7 protein-coding genes and 1 tRNA gene are annotated in these 6633 nt (G+C 52.5%); 1 reads left to right on the top strand and 7 read right to left on the bottom strand.

Annotation, left to right across the window (positions count from 1 at the left end; genetic code table 11):
- The first annotated feature begins 221 nt into the window (after positions 1-221).
- Positions 222-295: transfer RNA gene (locus tag NKH89_RS35495), tRNA-Gln, on the top strand.
- Between the two features lie 49 nt (positions 296-344).
- On the opposite strand, the gene NKH89_RS35490 is transcribed toward NKH89_RS35495, so the two are convergent.
- The 7 genes from NKH89_RS35490 to NKH89_RS35460 all read right to left on the bottom strand — a co-directional run bounded on the left by NKH89_RS35490 (position 345) and on the right by NKH89_RS35460 (position 6350).
- On the bottom strand, positions 345-782 hold the full coding sequence (locus tag NKH89_RS35490; protein ID WP_352912001.1) for a hypothetical protein: 438 nt from the start codon (positions 780-782) through the stop codon (positions 345-347).
- Positions 779-1435, bottom strand: a complete 657-nt coding sequence (locus tag NKH89_RS35485) for a trypsin-like peptidase domain-containing protein (RefSeq protein WP_352911998.1) — start codon at positions 1433-1435, stop codon at positions 779-781. Before NKH89_RS35485 ends, NKH89_RS35490 begins: the two co-directional genes overlap by 4 nt.
- A gap of 316 nt (positions 1436-1751) precedes the next feature.
- Complete coding sequence (locus NKH89_RS35480; RefSeq protein WP_352911995.1) at positions 1752-1880, bottom strand: hypothetical protein; 129 nt, start codon at positions 1878-1880, stop codon at positions 1752-1754.
- Positions 1881-1908: 28 nt separating this feature from the next.
- Positions 1909-2340 carry a YybH family protein gene (locus tag NKH89_RS35475; RefSeq protein WP_352911992.1) on the bottom strand — a complete coding sequence of 144 codons (432 nt, stop codon included), beginning with the start codon at positions 2338-2340 and terminating at the stop codon, positions 1909-1911.
- A 612-nt stretch (positions 2341-2952) separates the two neighbouring features.
- Positions 2953-4101 carry a lanthionine synthetase LanC family protein gene (locus NKH89_RS35470; protein WP_352912004.1) on the bottom strand — a complete coding sequence of 383 codons (1149 nt, stop codon included), beginning with the start codon at positions 4099-4101 and terminating at the stop codon, positions 2953-2955.
- Between the two features lie 138 nt (positions 4102-4239).
- A complete protein-coding gene (locus NKH89_RS35465) occupies positions 4240-5205 on the bottom strand; it encodes a T3SS effector HopA1 family protein (RefSeq protein ID WP_352911989.1) in 966 nt (321 codons plus the stop codon).
- Between the two features lie 17 nt (positions 5206-5222).
- Positions 5223-6350 carry a hypothetical protein gene (locus NKH89_RS35460; RefSeq protein WP_352911986.1) on the bottom strand — a complete coding sequence of 376 codons (1128 nt, stop codon included), beginning with the start codon at positions 6348-6350 and terminating at the stop codon, positions 5223-5225.
- Between the last annotated feature and the right edge of the window lie 283 nt (positions 6351-6633).

Genomic DNA, 6633 nt, shown 5'->3' with positions numbered 1-6633 from the left:
ACATAGAAATTGACACTGCAAGCTCCTCGGCTCCTTGCTTCAGTGTCAGTATGTCTCGCTCATCACCTCAAGCCGCGCCAGATGGGGTCAGCTTGGCGCTTACGAAGCAATCGCGCCGACTGAAATGCTAGCGCAGGGTTGACTATTTTCCGGCGGCGGCTACAAGGCACGCGCGGCGACATCGTCGCCCTGCCCACGCGGTTTTCTCCAACCGCGCCTGCTGGGGAATAGGTTAACGGTAGACCCACGGACTCTGACTCCGTTAGTCCTGGTTCGAATCCAGGTTCCCCAGCCATTTTCGTAACAAACCAGTCGTTTAGGTAACGGCAATGTGATTGGTGCGCTTAGGCAGCTGCCCCATTCGCAGAACACCATGCATTTCTTCCCATCTTGGCGACGACCGTAAGAAGGATTGCCACTATTGGGAGAACAATTGCTGGCCCTAGCCCGAGATAGGTCGCGATGGCAGCAGAGATGGTCATCATCACATGCAATTTCCCCTTGTCCCATTGCTTGGCGATCTCTTTACGGAGCGTTTCGTATCGATCTCCGCCACACATAAACTCTTTAAATTCGGCCTTCAAAGCCTCGTAGTAATTCTTTGGTGCGTCGCCCGTCCCAAAAGGTGCTGTGTTTTCTGATCCGGTCTTCGAAAGAAGTCGCAAAGCGATCTCCTCAAGGTCCGACCCTTCAGATTCCATCTTAAGAATCGGCTCTGCCTGATATGCCTTCAGGCTCGAAATCCACGATGGATTGCTGTCAATATCGTCGAAGCTCGTCATTTAATCATGTCCAGAATATACTCAGACGAAATTGCATGAGTTGTCTGATGGAGCGTTTGAGGATCGATCCCGCCAAGCGATATAGATCCTTGGGCCATCCCTGGCACATAGCTTCCCATTATCATTGCGATGATATCAAGCGTGCCGGCCCGGAATACGGGCCCACCAGATTGCCCCGGGCGCGTCTGAGTGTTCAGAATTGCGTGCTTGGTTTTTATGCCGCCAGCGCCGAGTATAACCCTTGCTCCGATGTTCGATTGGTGGGCAGTTAATACTAGACGTCCAAAATTCAAATGTGGAAATCCGAGACTTATAACCGATGAACTTGCACTTACAGAGTCTGTTCCAACTAACTTGTCGACAAATGGAAGCACATTACTATTCGCTTCTAAAATTGATATATCTCGAATGGCGTCGTGCTCCTTAACAGAAACGGGAAAGTTGTGAACTTGATTAATCGTAGTATCTTGATAATTATATAACGTCTGAACAGAAACAACAGCTACCAAGTCCACGGCCTCCACTCCAACAACATGAGCAGCAGTGGCCAGAATATTTTTTCCAATTGCAAATCCCGTGCCGAGTGGAACTATACCTCCAGGGCCGTTCTTCCCGATCGCGAAAACAATTTTAGCGACATTCTCGTCTAACATAATCCCTCCCTTTTTACATGTGTTCCTCCAGTTTTACAAATATTTTAAAGGCAGTCAAACATCCATAACACCTGAAATTGTGATCTCTCTTAACAAGTACGGGAGACAGTGCACTTTTCAACAAGAATCCGGTGATAGGGAATTAAAGAAAATTACGGAAGGAACTACGGCAACGGTGCACTTTTTACCATGTCGCCCCCGCCGCATGGTGCACCTCGCCCGCGTTCCCGGTCTGCCGTATTACCCAGCACCGTCCGGGCGAGCCAAAGTGTTTTCACGTCCGAAGACCATGTGTTCCACAAGAACTGCTCATCGACTATTGCCGCGTCGCCGATGTCGCGGTTTTCGATGCACCCGCGGTGCCGAGAGCATCGCCGAGGAAACCGGCAAAGCCGTGAGCATCGGAAAACAAGGCAGGCGGCGAAAAGAAATAGTGCACTGTCACCGTAGTTCCTACCTCTTCGGCAACCCTTCTACTCCCCGACAATGGACGTCGGCGAGCGTGCCGAGCTTATCGGATCGGCATGACGAAGGACGATCCTCCACGCGCCTTCCTCGCGCCGGAATATGGTGGTGACGCGAAGCGCAATCGGCACCAGTTTGTTGCCACCCCCGACCTTGGATTGGAACCGCTCGACCTCGATTATGTATCCCAAATCGGCTGTCGCATACTCCGAGATGCGCTCAAAGCCGACGGCCTTGCCGTGCCGGTAATTGGTGGCGGCCCGTTCCATAGTCTCAGCGGCCTTTCTCCATCCCTTCGCCGGCGGGCCAAAGGGATTGGCAATAATGACGTCGTCCTGTCGCGAGTAGAGGTTTTTCAAGGGCTCAGGATCGCCCTTTACGAAGGCATCCAGAGCCAGATGATCCTGCTCGATAAATTTCGTCAGGTCGGAGGCTAACATCTTAACATCGCCCCATGACTAAAAAGAGAACTCTATCAAGCACTTCATCCGCCCTTCGCCTTGCCGTAGGCGGTCGGGCCGGTGTCCGGAGTATAGATCAGAATTACGGTGAGTGCACTTTTTACCGTCGCCCCCGGTCGCATGGTGCACCTTGCCGGCGTTCCCGGTCTGCCGCATCCCCCAGTACCGTACGGGCGAGCCAAAGTGTTTTCACGTCCGAAGACTATGCGTTCGACAAGAACTCTCATCGAATATTGCCGTGTCGCCGACGTCGCGGTTTTCGATGCACCCGTGGGCCGAGAGTATGGCGGGCAAATCGGCAAAACCGAGAAACCCGGAAAACGAGGCAGGCGAAATGAAATTAGTGCACTGTCACCGTAATCCCAAATCTTTCGCCGATTTGCCCTTCTCGCCGCGCCACCGTGGTTGTCATTTCGGGCAAGCATGGCAGGAGCTCGCGACCAGTTCCCCGTCTTCCGTCCGTAGATATCCCAGTCTGTCTCAATATCCTTGAGGTTGTACGCCTCAACTTCCTACTGGTCCTTCGTTAGCGAGGAGAGCCGCTTCACCTCGCGTTAGATCTATTTTGGTAATCTTCCCACGACTTCTGCCCTAAGCCGCGCATATATCAAGAACCGATGGGGTTTCGCCGTTCCTCCCAAGGCGTAGCACCTGAATCGCAATCCCTGCCTCTCCGAGAAACAATGATGGATGATATCGACCACTGGGGAGACCTGAAGGTAGCCGCACACCACTGCTCAGCCGTTTATCGATATATTCTTGGACGTCCCTGCCATCATACGCTCGTCCCTGGAGAGCTGGGCCACATATGAATAGGATGTCTGCAAGCCCCGCAATTCCATGACACAATGTACAGTCGTACCTGTCTAAGGACAGGATTCTATCCAAAAAACTCTTAGTTGTGCGATAGGCAATATCTGCGGCCCTGAGATATCTATCTGCGCGAATATGATCAACTCGGGCGGCCGTCACGCGCGACAGCGCTATTCCCCCTGCGCCGTGACACCAAGCCACTGGAAACGCTCCTTGGCCAACATCTGGGCCGCCTCCATCAAATCGAGCATCTCGCCAGTTTTGCTCAGATTCCACGAATAAGCTATCATCGTAGGCCAGTGCGCCCCTCGCCGTGTCAAGGAGCCTTTGCGATCCTGTCACCGCATATGCATTTAGCAACGCTCCGGCGATCCCAGCTGCACCGTGGGAATATCCGCCAAGGGGCTTCATAAATTCGAGCCCTGTTGCGTCTCGCGCCGACCAAGCACATTTGTCTTCTGTCCACAACGCCGCGTCACATAATGCTTCCGCGCATCTCTCAATTAGAGAAGATACAATGCTACTTGGCTCATCCTTCCATTCCGTGACAAGGAACAGTAGGGTGCCAGCTATTCCTCCAGTGATATCGAGTAAATACCTTTGCTTTAGTCCAGCCTCAATTCGTTCGTACGTTCGCAAAAGCAGTCCATCCTGATTTGAAATAATTCCCAGCTTGGACAGGCGCCTTGCAGCGAACCCGACTCCCACCGCGCCACCGTAAAGTCCGATTGAGGCCTGCGGCGATTCATCAAACCTGGCGCATGACCGATTGAGGCCGCCTATTGCTGTGAGTCGCTGACTATCCGACCCTGTCACTGATGCGCATTCGCCCAAGGCGAGCGCAATTCCTGCTGAGCCCGCGTATAGATCAGGCCCGATTGCAGTGACCGATAGTGAATGCTGCTCTGCTGAGATGACACTCCCCATCCAATTACATTGGTCTCTCGCTTCGTTCCATACAGCCCGCTCGCATAGAGCGTCGGCAATTTGTGCCATAGCTATCGGGATCGCGCTTCGTACGCCATCTCCATCAAGGGTCATTTTGGGCATGCTTCCGACAACCTACTAAATATGCCCCAACGATAACGCGGATGCAGGATTCAGATAAGGTGCATCCGGTCTTATTCCTGCGGCAACGAATGATCTGGTGATTTCGTCTCTCACGGCCCCAATACCTATGATCTGCTTGTTGAAAGCGCTTACCAAACCACCCGCCACCACGCTACAGCGGGACTGACCGAAGCTAACGCCGCCCCCTGGGTCCTCCGCCAGACCTACGCCCGGACAAAGTTTGAACGTAAACATTGGAGATTCCGGTCGAACGAAGGCTTCTATGTCTTGAGCTATCGTTCGCACCAGCCGTGCCACGTGTCCAATATCATCAGGATTTATATAAATGACAGCGGAATCTGCTCGCCTAAAATTTCTGCTGTCTGAGAGTATCTTTGCCTCAAATGGAATCCCAGCCTTGTTGAAGCTTTCGGAGATCTTGCTCACCCATGAGATTGCGCCGGAACTATGAAGATTCCAATAGATCCTGACGATCCTCCGAATAGCGGAATCTCGACGTATTTGACTGCTATTCCCAACAAAGTAATAAAACCCTGGCACGAGATATCGCTTCTCCTTCGTGATCCATACACGGCAGGGGTCATCTAGATCAGGGTCATCGGTGTCACTTTGCAGCCCTGTCCGGTAAACCCAAAAGAGGATGGATCCGTTCGATACCGCAAACCTTTCTCCCGTAGCGACCTGCACAATTTTCCAACCTGGCTCCCATGTTCCGACGCCGCTGTTTGCCTGAGAAAGCGCCTCTACAAATTGGCGATCTGATAAGACCGGCTCGGGCTCGGGTTGGATAGCGAGTTGCCTTGAGTAAAAATTCCAATAGATATCTCGCGCTATGTGCGCTGTAAGGCCTGCGGCATCCCTCTGTCCTGATGATTCGGAGGTTCGCAGCTGTCCATCAAGCGAATAGCTTGTGGACGAGGTCACCAAGACGGAATTAACAATTTCGGTAACGTCAGCCACGAAGTCTGCCATCTCCGCTAAAGCCAATTATAGAGGCCAAGCAGGCGAACCTGCGCATCCTCTGGATTAGCAAACATGTTCTTGCTTACCTGCAGGGCTAAAACCGCCGCGGACGACATGCTGACCGCGGTATGCTGTCGTTCGTAGGCCGATTGTATCAATCTCACTGCGGTGAAGTGGACCAGACGAGTCAATGCCGCTGCGCCGTATCCCGGCGGAAAATCGGCAGACGAGCAGTACCCCGTCCACAAAGAGCGAATCCACCGCTGCATCTGCTCTAGCTTAAACGCATTTGTCGAAATCATCGATGCCACGTCACCCATGTGCTGCATAGAGTTGATCCAGAATATTATTAGGTCCTGTACAATTCCCGATAAATCCCAACATGCGTCTCCAACTTGAACGAGTTCCCAGTCAACGAATACGACACCGTGTGATCCGCCGGGAGTCCGAGTTATCAGAACATTGTCGAGCTTCATGTCAGAACTGATGATTGTCTCAGGCCTCCACAGCGTTCTGGCATGCCCGATTGACATACATAGATCACCGTCTCCCTGAATAATCCGGAGTACCTCATGGTTAGAAGGACTAAGGGTAGACATGATCTCCGGGCTTGGCTCGTGGACATGCATGATCCACGGCAGTTGACGGCCGAGCCCTCTAACGTTGTTGTCTTCATGAGTTGACGTTACCGCTTCGAATGAACTGTAAATCAGCCGGAGTTTCTCTCCCAAAAGAAACAAGGCCTCTTCAATCGTCTCGCTATTGCCGGATATATAACTTCCAAGCGTTTCTGCATTATCGACGAGTTCAGTAATTAGGAGGCCATCCGCGATATTGATGTACTCCAAGCGCGGGAATAACGCTGAAATCCCAGAATCTCCGTCGAGACTCTCGACAAAGCGGTAAAAATTGGCTTCACGAACTATATAGAGGACGTCTTCTTGCGACCGCCCCATCGTCTGCTTAAGGAAAAAGTTCGGTCCATCTTTTTGCGTAATGCGAAGGTTACGGTTACGCCTAGATACGTCTACTACTGTTAGGTTCCTTTCAATTATTGCCTGCGGCCCGAGCAGACCGATCCGAAGCAATTCTCGGGCCGCATTATCAATGTCTATTGGCACCGACACACCGATTGAGGACATTGTTTAAGCTCGGTGCATTCAATTTATCGTCTTCGCTGCCAGCAGCCACTTATCGTCGGGGGCGTCGGATCGCACACCGGGGGTGTAGTGTAACCGCACACTTGAGGAGCTGTGTAGGGACCAGGACACGTGAAATATAAGGTGTACGCTGTTTGCGGTGCCACCGGCCCACGCCCTTGCCCCTGGATGCAGAATGCCAGAGACACCGTCTCGCATACCAGCGTGGTGCAGACGTTCGGATCGGATGTCACGCCACCTTGGGGTGCCACCGGCCCACGCCCTT

The organism is Mesorhizobium sp. M0923 (genome assembly GCF_040319365.1).
Lineage (GTDB): Bacteria > Pseudomonadota > Alphaproteobacteria > Rhizobiales > Rhizobiaceae > Mesorhizobium.
The sequence above is the reverse complement of the archived record's forward strand: the minus strand, read 5'-3'. Positions and strand labels throughout refer to the sequence as shown.